Here is a 16,311-nt window from a genome sequence, read left to right as displayed (position 1 = left end):
GAAATGCAAAACTAAATGGAGCTTTAGCGGAATTCCATTTTAAAAAAATATTCAAAACAGTTTTTCTAATTATTGCCAATCGAAAAAATTAAGCCTAGCTGGACTTGAATTTGATTGGCTTTTTGAAAGAAATCCTTATAAGCAGTAGCTGTTTTAACATCAAACTGTGTATAATTATAATTTGCGCCTAGATACACAGCCACATGATCTGTAAATTTATAGAGTAAGTTACTACCTATGTAAAATGCGGTTCCGTAAAAATCATCGAAATCTTTCGAACCACTTTTTTGGTGGATTCTAGTTCTACCAATACCTATTAAAGGTTCAACAGCCCAACTGTCCTTAAAATCTATTTCATATTGCAGTTTAAGATACGCAGCATAATAAAAGGACTTGTTAATGTTGCCACCTAATGTTTTGTTGGTTACCGTATACTCCATATATTCACCACCAATACCTATTTTAAAATTATAAGCTTTAAAAGCATTTATTTTAAGTCCAACTCCTAGAAAGTTTGGATCATTAGCTTCGGATAGATAGTTGTCGCCAAAATTATTATGATTTATCATGTAAATGTAGAATTCTGGTCGAGGTTCAAACTCAGATTCAAATTCCGTACGGCGATTTTCTTGTGCAAAAACAAAAACTGGGCACAAGAGAATCACTATTAAAAAATGTTTCATTCCTTAATAATTTAGGGTGTATTCATAAATATCTTCATCGCTAACATCAAGTATTTCTTGAAACGAAGAAACGGTTTGTGTGTTATTATTTCTTACATCGTAATGGATAATAAGCGTTTGGTTTTTAGCAACGGTTTCATAATAACTGCCGTAATAATAAGGTTCAGGTTCCTCTATAGGATTCGCATAAACATGATTTTTAGCCAAAATGCCATCTATGGAAATATCTATAATTTGATTTTCTGTGTTTACATTATTCAGAATAATGGTTAGCTGCATAATGTCATCTATTTCAATCAAAGTAAATAGGTTGGTTGATGAAAACGTATAGTCTACAAAATTGAAAGCTTTAATATTTGAAACCGTTTTGTTTTGATACGTATACGTGTTGTCCAAAGCTTTTATTTCGTAAGATATATTTTCTTTGGCTTTTGGAAACACCATTTCAAATTCGCCTAAATTATTGGTTTTTGTTAAGGAAATTAAATCGCTAGAATTTCCATAGGAACCGTTGTAATCTGTGTAAGCCCAAATTTCAATATCAAGATTTGGAATTGGATTGGCATTGCGGTCTAGCAATTGCCCATTGGCTACAAGACGCGTATCACCTTCATATTGAATAGTACAACTCAAGCAAAACAATCCTAAAGCATAAAGTAGATACTTTTTCATCGTATAATTTTAAAGTTTAAATGTAATCAAATAAATTTCAATAACATTTTTTGTAGGAAAAATATTCAAAAATTATCTTAAATGTTAAAATAATATGTATTTCATCGAAAAATAATGTATTTTAACTGATACTTTCAAAATATATGTCATATTAGCAATCCCAAACCTAACTAATGAATTGAACTGAATCCTTTGAAATTTGAATTATAATTTGCCCCAAATCTATTATAATTTAAATTAGCAAAAAACCCCAAATCTAACATAAACCTAACCTACTTATGAATTTTGCCTCAAATCTACCCGAACAACCTACACGTTATGAAAACAGCTTGAATTTGAGTATTCAAAACACCAAACGATTCATTAAAAGCTTTATGTATTTAACAAAGAAATTATTCATGCTATAATCCTTTTGGAATAGCATGAATAAGTTTTTTGGTGTACGCCTTTTGCGGATTTGCGTAAATGATATCTGCATCATTCATTTCTTCAATTTCTCCTTTATTCATTACAATTAAATTATCGGACATATATTTTACCACAGCTAAATCGTGTGAAATAAATATATAGGTAAACCCAAAATTTTCTTTTAAATCATTCAGTAAATTAAGTACCTGTGCCTGAACGGAAATATCTAATGCCGAAACCGATTCATCGCAAATAATTAATTTAGGTTCCAAAGCAATGGTTCTCGCAATTCCTATGCGCTGCCTTTGGCCACCAGAAAACTCATGTGGATAGCGCGAAAAGAACGAGGCATCTAAACCAACCTTCTCCAATAATTCTAAAACACGTGTTTTTCTGTCTACATCTGACGTTCCAATGCCATGAACTTTCATAGGCTCCATAATGGCTTTTCCAACGGGAATCCTCGGATTTAACGATGCATACGGATCTTGAAAAATAATTTGAATATCTTTTCGTAATTCTCGAATAGCGTTTTTTGGTAAGGAGGTTATATCGTTTCCTTTATAAATAATCTCCCCTGCAGACGCTTTGTCCAATTGTAAAATAACATTTGCCAATGTGGATTTCCCACAACCAGATTCGCCAACCAATCCCAATGTTTCGCCTTCATATAAGTTAAAATTAACCTGATTGACAGCTTTAAAAGCTTCATCTTTTTTAAACCAACCCGATTTTGAAAAGTAGATTTTTTCTAAATTCTTAACCGTTAAAAGTGGTTGTTTTGCATAAATTTTCTCATGATTTCTGGCGCGATCTTCAGTGTTAACAACTGTTTTATCAATGGTGTTATTCATGTAATCTTTAATGGTTGCTAAACGTTTGTAGCGCACATCTAAGGCTGGTCTGGCATTAATTAATGCTTTGGTGTACGTGTGTTGTGGCTTATTAAAAATATCAGTAACCAATCCTTGTTCCACAATATGACCTTGATACATAACCAAAACCCGATTGGAAATTTCTGAAATAAGCGATAAATCATGTGAAATGAATAAAATGCTCATGCTTTCAGTTTGCTGAAGTTCTTTCAGCAATAAAATAATTTCCTTTTGAACGGTTACATCTAGAGCGGTTGTAGGTTCATCCGCAATTAAAATTTTGGGTTTACAAGCAATAGCCATGGCAATCATAACCCGTTGTTTTTGGCCGCCTGAAATTTCATGAGGATAAGCCTTAAAAACACGTTCCGGATTGGGTAGTTTTACTTTTTCAAAAAGATTAATTGTTTCTGTTTTTGCTGCAGACTTGGATAAATTGGTATGTTGTAAAAGAATCTCCCGAACCTGTTCGCCACATCGCATTGAAGGATTTAAGGAACTCATTGGTTCTTGGAAAATCATAGCGATATCGTTTCCGCGAATGTCCTGAAAATCTTTAGATGAAATTTGCGTTAAGTCAACATTATCAAAGTGAATGGAGCCTTCAGTGATTTTAGAAATCTGTTTAGGGAGTAGTCCCATAATGGCTAATGATGAAACTGATTTGCCTGACCCGGACTCACCTACAATGCCTAAAATTTCATTTGGAAATAAACTATATGTGATGCCATGAATAATTTCATTTTCAATTTTATTATTAGAAAATGAAATTTTTAAGTTGGTAACCTCTAAAATTTTATTTGTTTGCATACATGTAAAAGTAAGTCTTTTCTTCAAAACTACTGTGGTAAAACCGTAATGTTAATAATTCTGTATTTATTTCAATAAAAAAATAACAATTACATAAGTAATATGGTCATTTTTATATTAAATTCGTGAAAATTTCATTAAATAATCACATAAATAGCAATTAATTATGATTAAAAAACTATTCTTTTTATTAGTTCTATTCAGCATGAGCGTAGGTTTTTCTCAAAGTGATAAACTTTGGAAAAAACAAGTCGCTGTCAGCAAAAAGGCTGTTAAAAGCAGTAAACTTCTTTTGTCAGATTCAGAGATTTTCTCATTGAATTTTAACGCGCTAAAGCAATCGCTTCAAAACGTTTCTAAACGCGAAGAAATTGGGCGTCAATCGCAAGTTATCTTGTCTTTTCCAAATGATCAAGGCGTCATGGAGCGCTTTCGGATAGTGGAAGCTTCGGTTTTGCATCCAGATTTACAAGCGCGTTTTCCTGATATTCGTTCGTACGCTGGACAAGGAATTGACAATCCAGCGGATGTTATTCGCTTTAGTATGTCGCCTAAAGGTTTTCAGAGTATGCGTTTGTCGCCAGATAAACCCGCAAGTTTTATTGAAGCTTATACTAATGATTTAAGTCAATACGTGGCGTTTAATCGTCAAGACCGCAGAATTGAGCAAGATGATTTTGAATGTACCGTAACAGATGCTATGAACACGAATATTACGGGTGATGGTAGTTCTTTACGAAATGCAGATGATGGTTTATTGCGGACATATAGATTGGCGGTGTCTACAACAGGCGAATATACGGCGTACCATGGTGGAACTAAAGCATTAGCACTAGCTGCAATAAACGCAACAATGACGCGTGTTAATGGTGTTTTTGAAAACGATTTTAATGTAACCATGGTTGTTATTCCTAATAATACAAATGTTATTTATACCAATGCTAGTAGTGACCCTTATTCGTCGTCAAATTATAATAGTCAATTACAATCAACACTCACAAGTGTGATTGGGGAATCTAATTATGATATTGGTCACCTATTTGCACGCGACTCCAATAATGGAAACGCGGGTTGTATAGGATGTATTTGCGTGAATGGACAAAAAGGAAGTGCTTTTACCTCGCGAACAGATCCAGAAGGTGAGCCATTTGATATTGATTATGTAGCCCATGAAATGGGTCATCAATTTGGTGCCAACCATACATTTTCTTTTAGAAATGAAAGTACCAATGCGCATTTTGAGCCGGGAAGTGGTACAACAATTATGGGTTATGCCGGAATTACGGGAGCTACAGATGTGCAATCCAATAGTGATCCTTATTTTCATGCCTTCTCTATTCAGCAAGTTACTAATTATATTAAATCAAGAAGTTGTCAGACCAATACCAATACGGGAAATGCCATTCCAACAGCCGATGCAGGCTCTAATTATACCATTCCAAAAGGAACGCCTTTTGTTTTAAATGGTTCAGGTTCTGATGCTAATTCTAGTGATGTATTAACGTATTGCTGGGAACAATTTGATGAAAACAACGCAGCCACAACGTACCCTAGCACGACAGCAACAACTGGTGTAGCGTTTCGTTCTTATAATCCTTCAACGGATACAAAAAGATATTTTCCAAGGTTATCTACCATTAAGTCAGGGAGTACATCTTGGCAATGGGAAGCGGTTCCCAATGTAGCACGAACATTAAATTTCCGTATGACGGTTAGAGATAATAAAGCTGGAGGTGCAGCCAATAATAGTGATGATATGGTTGTAACGGTAAATGGAACAGCTGGTCCATTTGTAGTAAACGCACCAAACTCTAATGTAACGTGGTCTGCAGGAAGTACGCAAAACGTAACGTGGAATGTTGCCGGAACTACAGGTAATGGCGTGAATGCTACTAATGTGGATATCTTTTTATCAACCGATGGTGGCGATACCTATCCGATTGTTTTAGCAACAAATGTTCCAAATGATGGCGCTCAAAATGTGGTTGTTCCAAATAATCAAGGGAATCAAAACCGTATCATGGTTAAGGGAAGTAATCATATTTTCTTCGATATTTCTAACAGTAATTTCACCATTGCTGGTCAAGTAGTTTGTAATGCTACAGTACCAACTGGTTTAAATGCTTCTGGTGTTAATTCTAATTCGGCAAACCTATCATGGAGTGCTGTTTCAGGAGCGACTTACGATTTACGTTACCGTCAAACAGGAACAACAACTTGGACAACAAATAATGTAACTGGAATTTCAACATCTATTTCAGGATTAAGTAGTTTAACACAGTATGAAGCGCAAGTTCGCAGTAAATGTAGTGGTGGAAGTAGTTCAGCTTATAGCAGTTCAATCAACTTCACAACCACGGATGTGCAACTAAATTACTGTTCGTCAGCAAGTACGAATGTGAATGACGAATTCATTAGTCGTGTGCAATTGAACACCATAAATAATGCCTCTGGAGCGCAATTTTATTCAGATTTCACAGGTATTACCACAACGCTAACTAAAGGTACACAATACACGATAACAGTAACACCAACATGGACAGGCACTACTTATAATGAAGGGTATTCTGTTTGGATTGATTACAATCGTGATGGCGATTTTAATGATGCAGGCGAGCAAGTTTGGACGCGTGCAGCTTCAAAAACAACACCTGTAAGTGGTAATTTCACCATTCCTGCAGGTGCTGTTGAAAATTCTACACGTATGCGTGTATCCATGAAATACAATGGAATTCCTACACCATGTGAAACATTTAATTATGGCGAAGTTGAAGATTATACCATCGTAATTCAATCTCAAGGTCCTGACACCGTTGCGCCAAGTGCGCCAACCAATTTATCAGCATCCAACACAACGCAAACAACAACCAATTTAAGTTGGAATGCCGCTACTGATAATATTGCCGTTACGGCCTATGATGTTTATCAAGGTGCTAGTATTATTGCAACCGTTTCTGGAACATCGTATGCTGTAGTTGGTTTAAGTGCCAGCACATCATATCCATTTAGTGTCCGCGCTAAAGATGCCGCAGGAAATGTGTCCGTTGCTAGTAATACGGTAAATGTTACAACATTAAATCCGCCAGATACGCAAGCACCAAGTGTGCCAGCTAATGTATCTGCAACTAATACAACGCAAACAAGTACGAGTTTGAGCTGGTCATCGTCCACTGATAATGTAGGAGTCACAGGGTATGATGTATATCAAGGTTCCGCTATTATTGCTAGTGTTTCTGGAACTACGAGACAAGTAACGGGCTTAACAGCGAACACGGCTTATACATTTAGAGTAAGAGCTAAAGATGCTGCGGGAAATATTTCAGACTATAGTAATCCGGTAAACGTTACCACCTTACCAATTACAAACACAGGTTGTTCAGGAAGTGTTTCGGCATTTCCGTATACTGAAGGGTTTGAAAACACATTAGGCGCTTGGACACAATCCACTGCTGATGATGCGAACTGGACCGTTGATGCAAACGGAACGCCTTCAAGCAACACAGGACCATCAAGTGCGGCTCAAGGCAGTTATTATATTTTTGTGGAGGCATCGAGTCCTAATTATCCCAACAAACGGGCCATTTTAAACTCACCTTGTTTTGATTTGTCAGCCGAGAATGCTGCAACATTCAATTTCCAATACCACATGTATGGTTCAAATAACTTTGGGACTATTGCGTTAGAAGCGAGTACGAATAATGGCACATCTTGGACTTCTATTTGGAATGAGTCGGGGAATAAAGGAAATTCTTGGCAATCGGTAAGTGTGGATTTATCAACTTATGTTGGTGGAACCGTTCAATTGCGTTTTAATAGAAACGTTGGAACAACATGGCAGGCTGATTTAGCCATTGATAATATAAGTTTAACCACTGGAGGAGGTGGAACAGGTGGAAACTGTAACGTAGGTAACGTTACCTTAAGTTTAACCTTTGATAATTATCCTCAAGAAACGGGTTGGACGCTTAAAAATGCCTCGGGAACGACAGTTGCATCTGCAACCTATTCCACATCAAATCCAGATGGCTCAACCGTTAACAGAACCTTTAGTGGTTTGGCGGCTGGCGAATATACGTTTACAATTACCGATGCGTATGGCGATGGTATTTGCTGTTCGTACGGAAATGGTTCGTATACTTTAACGGGGTCTACGGGAACTTTAGCGTCTGGTGGTAGTTTTGCGGCTTCTGAATCAACCGTATTCTGTATAGAGTCGGCTTCACGTGAGGTGGTTGATATGAATACGCCTCAATTAGAACAAGATATTACCTTGTATCCAAATCCTGTAAAAGGAAACGTTTTAAATATTAAAACAACCTTTCAAGATGTAACCTATGAAGTATTTAATAGCATTGGTCAAATGGTTAGAAAAGGCGCGTTGAACAATGGAACTATTGATGTTAGTAATTTAGAAACAGCATTGTATCAAATTCGTTTTAAAACGGAAAGCGGTATAGTAACGAAACGTTTTATTAAGCAATAGGTATAAATTAAATTGAAGTAAAAACGTCCAGGTTGAAAAATCTGGGCGTTTTTTTATGAGAATATTTTTAATTTAAATTGTGTAAATCAAACTTTTTAAGTTGCTAATTGTGAAAATTTCAAACTGAATAGACATGAAAAAATGTAAGTTTTTTCTTCAAACCTGTTGTGGTAAAACCGTAAAGAATTTTTTCTAATGGTTATTCAACGAAAATAAGGCTATTATATTTTGAAATTATCATTTTTAAAATACATTCGTGTAGAATAATTCAATTATTAACTTAAAATTTTAAACATTTCACATGAAAAAACCTACTACATTATTCTTTATGTGTTTTCTGTTTAGCATCGCGATTTTTGCCCAAGAACGCAATTGCTCAACTATGGAAAACTTGGAATACCGAAAACAACAAGACCCAGGTCTCGAACTACGCATGGCGCAAATTGAAGCGTTTACGCAAACCCAAATCCAACAGATGGAAAATAATAGAATCGATGGTTCTATAATAACACTTCCTGTTGTTGTACATGTACTATACAGAAACAGTACAGAAAATATAAGTGTTGCACAAATCCAATCGCAATTAGATGTTTTAAATGAAGATTTTAGACGTACAAATCCAGATGCAGATAACACATGGTCTCAAGCGGCTGATACCCAAATTGAATTCTGCTTAGCGTCTATTGATCCTAATGGAAATGCAACATCAGGAATTACTAGAAAGTCTACAACACGTCAAGATTGGGGAACAACTGATGACATGAAAAAATCATCGCAAGGTGGTGTTAACCCTTGGAATACCTCTGAATACCTTAATATGTGGATTGTACCAAAAATGACTAGTGGTGGAAACACCATTTTAGGCTATGCCCAATTTCCTGGCGGAAATGCTGCTACAGACGGCGTTGTAATGGCTTATAACTATTTTGGTCGCGTTGGAAATGTATCCGCTCCCTTTGATGGCGGACGTACAACCACACACGAAGTGGGACACTATCTAAATCTTCGACATATTTGGGGAGATGCTAATTGTGGAAACGATTTTGTTAGTGATACTCCTACGCATCAAACCTCAAATGGAGGTTGTCCAACAGGACGCGTTTCTTGTGGATCTGCAGATATGGTTCAAAACTATATGGATTATACAAACGATTCTTGTATGAACTTATTTACAGCGGGACAAAAAAACAGAATGCGCGCGGTGCTGAATGCTGGAGGTGCTAGAAGATCTTTAGCACTATCAGAAAAATGTGGCGGTAGTACAACAACACCAACATGTAATGACGGTGTGCAAAATGGAACTGAAACGGGTGTAGATTGCGGAGGTTCATCGTGTCAGCCATGTCAAACAGGTTCTCAATACTGTAGCGCTCAAGGAAACAGTGTCAATGACGAGTACATTTCACGTGTGCAATTAGGAACCATTAATAAGGCTTCTGGCGCACAATCCTATTCAGACTTTACCGCAACTTCCACTAATTTAACCAAAGCAAATAATTATACAGTTACCGTAACACCTACCTGGACAGGAACTAGTTATAATGAAGGATACGCTGTATGGATAGATTATAACCAAGATGGCGATTTTACCGATTCAGGTGAGCAGGTATGGTCTAGATCAGCTTCTAAAACAAGTCCTGTAAGCGGAAGTTTTACAATTCCTACATCGGCTACATTAGGTGAAACCAGAATGCGTGTGGCTATGAAATACAATGCTATTCCAACATCTTGTGAAACATTTAGTTATGGCGAAGTGGAAGATTACACAGTAAATATTGTAAGTGGTGGAAATTCTGGTGGTGATACAACCGTTAGTCTATCCATTACCTTTGATAATTACCCGGAAGAAACCTCATGGGCAATCCTTGATGGTGGCACTACTGTAGCTTCTGGCGGTACGTATGGTTCGCAACCAGATGGTTCTACCTTAAATATTGATGTCAATTTACCTGCAGGTTGTTATGCATTAGTTGTTAGAGATGTTTATGGCGATGGTATTTGCTGCTCATACGGGAATGGTTCGTATACTTTAAAAGCTGGAACTACAACATTAGCAAGTGGTGGTTCTTTTACAAGTTCGCAAACAACAAACTTCTGTGTTGGCGGTGCATCTCGAGGTCTTGGAACCGTAACATCGTCCACGGATGATTTGTTTACTCTATATCCAAATCCAACAAAGCAAGCATTGAATATCGCTTTAAATGGATTAGAAGCACAAAGTTATCAAATATCGAATATGCTTGGTCAAATAGTAATGAAAGGCGTATTTACCGAAACCATTAATGTTTCAGAATTGAATGATGGCATGTACATAATTCAATTAAATATTGGTGAGAAAACGAAAGTAAAACGCTTTATCAAGCAGTAATTATAAATTATTTTTTAATGAAAACGTCCAGAGTGAAAGCTCTGGACTTTTTTATTGCTGTGGTTAAAAAAGACAATGGATACTTTTAAGTTTTTTGGGCAAATTTTTTGAAAGAAAAAACCAGGCTCTCGCTACTCAATCTTTTTTCTAAAATAAAAAAAGGATTTCAAACATGCGCTCCATCCTTTTTGCAGACTTAAATATGAATAATCTCGTTATCATGAAGGAGTTCATCACCTCGCAAGCGTAAGAAAATTTGCGCTACGGCAATGGTATCTTTCTCGCAGTATATTATAATCCGATCGATATCGTTTTCTTCGTAAAAAACTCGGTAGACTTCACTGCCATCTATATCATCTTTGGGCGAAGGAATCCCCAACACATTAGTCAATAATTTTAAAGAGGTATAGGTTTTATAATCACCAAATTTCCACAATTCTAGCGTATCCAAATGCGGAACTTCCCAGGGTTTCTTACCAAATAAATTAAGTTTATAAGGCAATTCTATATTATGAATAATCATGCGTCGTGCTATGTATGGAAAATCAAATTCCTTACCATTATGTGCACAAAGCAAGTGTTTATTTTCACTGAAATGCGAAATTAATAAATTTTTGAAGTCTTTTAGAATCTTGATTTCCTCACCATAAAAGGACGTTACCCGAAAGGTGCGAACATCGCCTTCCATTTTAAAATATCCCACCGAAATACAGACTATTTTTCCAAATTCAGCCCAAATTCCAGCACGATCATAAAATTCTTCAGCAGTAAATTCGTCTTTACGTTGGTATTTGGATTTGGCGTCCCAAAGCATTTGTTTGGTTTCATCTAAATCTGAAAAATGCCTCGTTTCTGGAACGGTTTCAATATCCAGGAATAGAATGTTTTCGAGATTTAGTTTAGAAATCATGGTTTATTTTTTATTAAGCATGTTGTAAGCCTCTTCAATATACGTAAAAATATCGGGCGTAAACGTTGCCAGTGCGTCTCCTGGTCCTTTAGAATGCCCTAATCTTACAATAATTACGTTGTCATTTGGTTCCACAATAACGTACTGACCCAAGTGGCCACGCATCATAAAAAATTCCTTATCATCAATATTTTTTAACCACCAACCATAGCCGTATTCTGGACTAGCAGGAAAACGTGGTTTAATAGATTTAGCAACAAAGGCCGAATCTAAAAGTTGCTTGCCTTGCCATTTTCCATGATCTTTATAGAGTTTGCCTAAACGTGCAAAATCTTTCGCATTACTAGCAATACAACAATATGCTTTTACCATGTCATGATCGTCGCTGTCTACTTGCCAAAGTGTTGCGTTTTCTGAACCTAATGGTTTCCAAAACGATTCGGTTAAATAATCATATAGTTTTTTGCCAGTTGCACGTTCAATAACCATAGCTAGCATTTGGGTGTCACCACTTGAATAGGTGTAAGATTGTCCTGGTTCTTTCACGACTTTTAAACCGTTAATCACCTTATCTAAATCATCATCAAAATAGGCACGTGTAGTGATAGATAAAGGCGAATAATAGGCTTCGTCCCAATCGGTTCCTGATGCCATAGATGATAAATCGCCAACCGTTAATTTGGCGGCTAAACCTTCTGTGAATTCAGGAAGGAAATCACTAACAGGTTGATTCAAACTCTTAATATGGCCTTGCATGAGTGCTTTTCCTAACATAGCGGATACATAACTTTTGGCCATGGAAAATGAGTTGGATTTGGAACTTTCATCAAAACCATCGTAATAATTTTCGAACCAAATACTATCATTTTTAATGATTACGTAAGCAATGGTGCCGTTTTCATTATTAATTTTATTTAAGGCTTCAGTTTCTTTTACGCTATTATAATCTTGATGATTTGGCCATGGTTGTGGTGTGCCATTTTCCACAACTTGATTATCAAATTCTTTATAATCTTCTAAATATGCTGTGGAATAACCCTTTAAATAAATAGTTCTAACGGCTTTTATAAGGTAATCGGTATCGGTTATATACAAGGTTGCAATGAGTAGAACAAAAACAATTAGGATCCATTTCAAGATCGATTTTAGGAATTTCATACCGTAAGATTTAGAAAATAAATATAGGAATTTTTATTGAGGCTTGTTGTAGTTGATGTGATTAATACCAATTATAATTACGCCACATGTTAGGTTAAAACAAGGCTTGTTGTTTATAAGGGCTTTCGTGCTCTAACAGCCATTTTTTTCGGTGCAGACCACCAGCATAACCTGTTAAACTCCCATCTGAACCAATTACCCGATGGCATGGAACTACAATCCAAAGTGGGTTTTTACCATTGGCATTTGCTACAGCACGAATGGCTTTTATGTCTCCTAGTTTTTTAGAAAGTTCCAAATACGACACCGTTTTACCATAGGGGATTTTACGCAAAGCATCCCAAACGCTTTTTTGAAAAATGGTGCCTTCTGCATTTAATATTAAATCGAATTGCTTACGTTTTCCTTCAAAATATTCATTAAGCTGATAGACGCAATCTTGAAGAGGTTCCGGAATAATATCCGTTAGTTTTTCTTCGGAATTTAAAACGGTTATAGCCGAAATACCATCTGGATCTCCTGTAATTTGGGTGAACCCAAGTGGTGATTTTATAATGCAACGCTCTTGTTCCATTAATCGGTTGGCTTTTCGTTATCAATTAAACCGAGTCGTTTAGCGCGCGCTTCCCATCCACGTCTAGCTAAAACTTGTAAATCTGGAACGTCATCACTTTCGTCCATAATTTCTAAACCTAGAAGAGTTTCAATAACATCCTCCATTGTAACTAAACCACTCACAGAGCCATATTCATCTACCACTAAAGCCAAGTGGTTTTTACTTTCTACCAACTGTTCGAATAAGCGGGGAATAGGAAGGTTGCGATTTATAATAATAATTGGTCTTTTAATAGCTGAAAGTAGCTTGTCACCATTTCCAAAAGCCATTTCCTTAAAAACTTCATCTTTTAAAACGAGTCCTGTTATATTATCTGACTTCTTTGTATAAACAGGAATTCGCGAAAATTTGGTGTTGGCATTTTTCTTAAAAAAATCTTCGATGGTTTGATTTTCATTTTCTAAAGACATCACCGTTCTAGGTGTCATGACGTCTTTGGCTAAAACCTCTTTAAATGTGAGCATGTTTTTTATAACCTTACTTTCAGATTCATGAAAAACACCTTCTTCTTCTGCTAAATTGGTCATAGCATGGAAATCTTCGCGGCTTAATACGCTACCATGTGGACTGCCACCAATCAGTTTGGTTGTAAGGCGTAGAAGCCATAAAATTCCTGAATACTTTAAAGGAAACATTAAAATGTTAAGCGTTGTTGCTGTAAACCCAGCCAATGATTTCCAATAGGATGCTCCAATAGTTTTAGGTATAATTTCAGAAACGACTAAAATAAGCAAGGTCATTATTGCCGAGACGATACCAACGGTATTTATACCAAAAACTTCAATTTTAAATGGTAATTTTTCAGCTTCAATACCAACCATCATGGCGCCTAAAGTGTGCGCAATGGTGTTTAAGGTTAAAATGGCAATAAGTGGTTGATCAACATCTTTTTTTAACGCTTCCAACTTGAGCGCATAATCCTTGCCTTCTTGTTTTTTAACAGTAATAAACGTAGGTGTGATACTTAATAATACAGCTTCCAAAATGGAGCATAAAAATGAAAAGAAAATAGATACTGTAGCCCAAAGAATGAGTGTGGTCATTAACGTATTTTTAGTTTCTTGCTAATTTACAAAATCGTAAGGGAATTTCAGATTTTAAATGTAGTTTCAAAAGTTTGTGGGCTTTTTTTTAAGACTATAAAATGGCATTGGGTTATTAATATAAGGCATTAAGGTAATTAATGTAGAAAAAAAGTTTCATCTTGTCTTAACAATTTAATACTCTCTAAAGCCCTAAATACATGAAAACTTATCACAAACTTTCGCAAGTATCTTTTCTTAAAAAATATTCGTATAAATTTCTCTTTGTTGCTTTTTTAGGAATCCACATACCATTATTAGGTATCATTATGTATGCGCTTTTTGCTACAACAATTTCTACGACTACGTTTATACTTATTACGTTAGGCTTAACGTTGGGAGCAACGGCATTAACTTTAAAAGTTTTAGATGCATTATTAGACCCCATTATAAAAGGTAAAAATGCACTTAATGCTTTTGTTCAGGACAAAACAGAGCCAGATTTACCTACCAATTATACAGATGAGGTAGGGGAAATGTTAAGAAACATTCAATTTACTATTGAGCGTTTGGATGAGGTAGATCAAGAAAAACAAGACATAATTGAACTCATTTCGCACGATTTACGGACACCTGTTTTACAAACGTTAGGTATTATTGATTTTTTAAAAGAAGATGGTGATGATCCTCAAAAACGGCAAGAGTATATTACGCTATTAAACGAGGTTGCTACTAAACAAGTGAAATTTTTAGAAGATATGCTTAAAATTTTGAAGGCAAAACATCTTGAAATATCATCTAAAAACTTTGAAATGCTATCGGCTTCTGAAATTATTAATGCCATTATTCACACCTATAAAAAACCTATTGAAGCCAAACAGTTGGTTATTGGTATCAACTTACCCGCTCAATTATCCATACGTGGACATGCCAATGGGATAACACAGGTTTTTGAAAATTTAGTAAATAATGCTATTAAGTTTTCGCAAAAAAACGGTGAAATTCGTATTTCAGGTGAAGAAACCAAAAATGAGGTGAAAATTATAATAAAAGATTATGGAATTGGTTTTAACGATCGCACAAAAAGCACTTTATTCAAAAAATTTGTGCCCGGTCATTTAGGAACTAGTGGCGAACCAACAACAGGATTGGGGCTTTATTTAACTAAAAAGATAGTAGAGAAACACGGTGGAACGCTTGAGCCTTATAGTGCAGGAAAAGGTACAGGTGCGCAATTTGTGGTATCCATTCCTAAATAATATAAAAAAACCTTACAGCTATGAATTTCTGAACTGTAAGGTTTTTTGCTTTTTTATTTGTTTAATAATTTTACCACATCCTTGGCAAAGTAGGAAGCAATTACATCTGCTCCAGCACGTTTAATGGCTGTTACTTGTTCCATCATAACGGCATCATGATTTAACCAGCCTTTTTCGGCAGCTGCTTTAAGCATGGCATATTCGCCAGAAACTTGATAAACAGCAACAGGAACATCAACCGCATTTTTAATTTCACGAACAATATCCAAATAGCATAAACCCGGTTTTACCATAACCATATCAGCGCCTTCGTCAATATCCATTTCGGTTTCTCGGATGGCTTCAAAACGGTTTGCTGGATCCATTTGGTAGCTTTGTTTGTCTTTTGGGACATTTTCCATATCTACAGGTGCAGAATCCAAAGCATCACGAAACGGGCCATAAAAAGCCGATGCGTATTTAGCTGAATAACTCATAATTCCTGTATTGTGAAAACCGTTATTTTCAAAAGCTTCACGAATGCTTAAAATACGACCATCCATCATATCACTTGGTGCTACAAAATTGGCGCCAGCTTCAGCATGAGACAGACTCATATCTGTTAATATATCAACAGTCTCGTCGTTTAAAATTAGGCCGTTTTTTACAACACCATCATGACCATAAGAGGAATATGGATCCATAGCCACATCAGTCATAACCAGCATATCTGGACAAGTATTCTTAACCGTTTTAATGGCACGTTGCATTAAACCGTTTGGATTTAAAGCTTCCGTTCCTTTATTATCTTTTAAATTATCAGGTACTTTTACAAACAGCAAAACCGATTTCAAACCTAGATTCCAAAGCTCTTTTACTTCGTTTTCCAAAAGGTCTAAACTATAGCGAAAATAATTTGGCATGGATGCTATTTCTTCTTTTACGCCTTTACCTTCAACTATAAAAAGTGGTACTAAAAAATCGTTTGGCGTTATTATAGTTTCACGAACTAACGAGCGAATAGCTTCATTGCTACGTAAACGTCTGTTTCTTTTTAATGGATACATA

General features: G+C 35.9%; 11 protein-coding genes. 3 read left to right on the top strand and 8 right to left on the bottom strand.

Annotation, left to right across the window (positions count from 1 at the left end; all coding sequences use genetic code 11):
* Positions 1-65 precede the first annotated feature (65 nt).
* The 3 genes from ACN0QX_RS04530 to ACN0QX_RS04520 form a co-directional block, all read right to left on the bottom strand.
* Positions 66-683, bottom strand: coding sequence for an outer membrane beta-barrel protein (locus ACN0QX_RS04530; protein ID WP_417195698.1), 618 nt, complete (start codon positions 681-683; stop codon positions 66-68).
* 3 nt (positions 684-686) lie between these two features.
* On the bottom strand, positions 687-1,355 hold the full coding sequence (locus ACN0QX_RS04525; protein ID WP_417195697.1) for a hypothetical protein: 669 nt from the start codon (positions 1,353-1,355) through the stop codon (positions 687-689).
* 401 nt (positions 1,356-1,756) lie between these two features.
* On the bottom strand, positions 1,757-3,448 hold the full coding sequence (locus ACN0QX_RS04520) for an ABC transporter ATP-binding protein (RefSeq protein WP_417195696.1): 1,692 nt from the start codon (positions 3,446-3,448) through the stop codon (positions 1,757-1,759).
* Between the two features lie 166 nt (positions 3,449-3,614).
* Between ACN0QX_RS04520 and ACN0QX_RS04515 the strand changes: the two genes are divergently transcribed.
* On the top strand, positions 3,615-7,931 hold the full coding sequence (locus tag ACN0QX_RS04515) for a reprolysin-like metallopeptidase (protein WP_417195695.1): 4,317 nt from the start codon (positions 3,615-3,617) through the stop codon (positions 7,929-7,931).
* A gap of 301 nt (positions 7,932-8,232) precedes the next feature.
* Positions 8,233-10,299, top strand: a complete 2,067-nt coding sequence (locus ACN0QX_RS04510; protein ID WP_417195694.1) for a GEVED domain-containing protein — start codon at positions 8,233-8,235, stop codon at positions 10,297-10,299.
* A gap of 196 nt (positions 10,300-10,495) precedes the next feature.
* On the opposite strand, the gene ACN0QX_RS04505 is transcribed toward ACN0QX_RS04510, so the two are convergent.
* The 4 genes from ACN0QX_RS04505 to ACN0QX_RS04490 all read right to left on the bottom strand — a co-directional run bounded on the left by ACN0QX_RS04505 (position 10,496) and on the right by ACN0QX_RS04490 (position 14,026).
* The gene (locus ACN0QX_RS04505) at positions 10,496-11,209 is read right to left on the bottom strand and encodes a 3'-5' exonuclease (protein ID WP_248396685.1); all 714 of its coding nucleotides are present in this window, start codon (positions 11,207-11,209) and stop codon (positions 10,496-10,498) included.
* A 3-nt stretch (positions 11,210-11,212) separates the two neighbouring features.
* Complete coding sequence (locus tag ACN0QX_RS04500) at positions 11,213-12,367, bottom strand: serine hydrolase domain-containing protein (RefSeq protein ID WP_417195693.1); 1,155 nt, start codon at positions 12,365-12,367, stop codon at positions 11,213-11,215.
* 94 nt (positions 12,368-12,461) lie between these two features.
* Complete coding sequence (locus tag ACN0QX_RS04495; protein WP_417195692.1) at positions 12,462-12,941, bottom strand: methylated-DNA--[protein]-cysteine S-methyltransferase; 480 nt, start codon at positions 12,939-12,941, stop codon at positions 12,462-12,464.
* Complete coding sequence (locus ACN0QX_RS04490) at positions 12,941-14,026, bottom strand: CNNM domain-containing protein (protein WP_248396679.1); 1,086 nt, start codon at positions 14,024-14,026, stop codon at positions 12,941-12,943. Before ACN0QX_RS04490 ends, ACN0QX_RS04495 begins: the two co-directional genes overlap by 1 nt.
* Positions 14,027-14,226: 200 nt before the next feature.
* On the opposite strand from ACN0QX_RS04490, the gene ACN0QX_RS04485 reads away from it, so the two are divergent.
* Entirely contained in the window at positions 14,227-15,264 is a 1,038-nt protein-coding gene (locus ACN0QX_RS04485) for a sensor histidine kinase (RefSeq protein WP_417195691.1), read from the top strand.
* Between the two features lie 53 nt (positions 15,265-15,317).
* On the opposite strand, the gene hemB is transcribed toward ACN0QX_RS04485, so the two are convergent.
* Entirely contained in the window at positions 15,318-16,310 is a 993-nt protein-coding gene (gene hemB, locus ACN0QX_RS04480; RefSeq protein ID WP_417195690.1) for a porphobilinogen synthase, read from the bottom strand.
* Position 16,311 lies beyond the last annotated feature (1 nt).

It is taken from the genome of Bizionia sp. (assembly GCF_048259285.1).
Lineage (GTDB): Bacteria > Bacteroidota > Bacteroidia > Flavobacteriales > Flavobacteriaceae > Algorimicrobium > Algorimicrobium hallyeonense.
The sequence above is the reverse complement of the archived record's forward strand: the minus strand, read 5'-3'. Positions and strand labels throughout refer to the sequence as shown.

Coding starts and splice junctions, on each gene's coding strand:
- ACN0QX_RS04530 (WP_417195698.1), bottom strand. CDS start 683: ATGAAACATTTTTTAATAGTGATTCTCTTGTGCCCAGTTTTTGTTTTT.
- ACN0QX_RS04525 (WP_417195697.1), bottom strand. CDS start 1,355: ATGAAAAAGTATCTACTTTATGCTTTAGGATTGTTTTGCTTGAGTTGT.
- ACN0QX_RS04520 (WP_417195696.1), bottom strand. CDS start 3,448: ATGCAAACAAATAAAATTTTAGAGGTTACCAACTTAAAAATTTCATTT.
- ACN0QX_RS04515 (WP_417195695.1), top strand. CDS start 3,615: ATGATTAAAAAACTATTCTTTTTATTAGTTCTATTCAGCATGAGCGTA.
- ACN0QX_RS04510 (WP_417195694.1), top strand. CDS start 8,233: ATGAAAAAACCTACTACATTATTCTTTATGTGTTTTCTGTTTAGCATC.
- ACN0QX_RS04505 (WP_248396685.1), bottom strand. CDS start 11,209: ATGATTTCTAAACTAAATCTCGAAAACATTCTATTCCTGGATATTGAA.
- ACN0QX_RS04500 (WP_417195693.1), bottom strand. CDS start 12,367: ATGAAATTCCTAAAATCGATCTTGAAATGGATCCTAATTGTTTTTGTT.
- ACN0QX_RS04495 (WP_417195692.1), bottom strand. CDS start 12,941: ATGGAACAAGAGCGTTGCATTATAAAATCACCACTTGGGTTCACCCAA.
- ACN0QX_RS04490 (WP_248396679.1), bottom strand. CDS start 14,026: ATGACCACACTCATTCTTTGGGCTACAGTATCTATTTTCTTTTCATTT.
- ACN0QX_RS04485 (WP_417195691.1), top strand. CDS start 14,227: ATGAAAACTTATCACAAACTTTCGCAAGTATCTTTTCTTAAAAAATAT.
- hemB (WP_417195690.1), bottom strand. CDS start 16,310: ATGTATCCATTAAAAAGAAACAGACGTTTACGTAGCAATGAAGCTATT.